General features: G+C 74.2%; 1 protein-coding gene. It reads left to right on the top strand.

All coding sequences use genetic code 11. The annotated features are described in order from the left end of the window. A partial coding sequence (locus DKT69_RS00115) for a CAP domain-containing protein (RefSeq protein WP_146230937.1) occupies positions 1–538 on the top strand: 538 nt, incomplete at its 5' end. Between the last annotated feature and the right edge of the window lie 237 nt (positions 539–775).

Genomic DNA, 775 nt, shown 5'->3' with positions numbered 1-775 from the left:
CTCCCCCACGGTGAAGCCGAGCACCGCCCGGCCGAGCCCGTCGGCCAGCCGGACGGCCCCGCCGAAGCCCAGCCGCACCACCGCACCGTCCCGTCAGCTCGACCGCGCCCCCGCACCGAGCCGCAGCACCGCCACCACCACCACGACCGGCCGGATCAGCGCCGAACTCCAGGAAGTGGTCGACCTGGTGAACAAGGAGCGGGCCAAGGCCGGCTGCAAGGCGCTCAGCATCGACGACAAGCTGATGAAGGCGGCCCAGGCACACAGCCAGGACCAGGCCGACCACAAGACCATGTCGCACGACGGCAGCGACGGCAGCGACGTCGGCGACCGGCTCGACCGGGTCGGCTACGCCTGGCGGGCGTACGGCGAGAACGTCGCCTGGAACCAGCAGACGCCGGCCGCCGTGATGGACGCCTGGATGAACAGCCCGGGGCACCGGGCCAACATCCTGAACTGCTCCTTCACCGAGATCGGCGTCGGTGTGGCGCGGAGCAACGGGCCGTACTGGACGCAGGACTTCGGCACCCCGCGCTGACCGAACGCGAGTCGTGACCGGGTCCGCGGTCGTTTGACCGGGTGAGGTACGCCGGGGTCAACCCGGCGTACCGGCAGGGGCGGCGGGGTGCCGCCCGCTACCCGGGAGCTGCCGATGCGGATCCGGCCGGCCCGGCCCGCACCGTGGGTCCGGCCAGCGCGCGCCCTCCGGCGCGGACTGCGCCGGACCCTGCCGGCGCTGGTGCCGCTGCTGCTGCTCGCCCCGCTGCCCGGCTGC

Source organism: Micromonospora sicca, from assembly GCF_003172935.1.
GTDB classification, from domain to species: domain Bacteria; phylum Actinomycetota; class Actinomycetes; order Mycobacteriales; family Micromonosporaceae; genus Micromonospora; species Micromonospora sicca.
The sequence above is the reverse complement of the archived record's forward strand: the minus strand, read 5'-3'. Positions and strand labels throughout refer to the sequence as shown.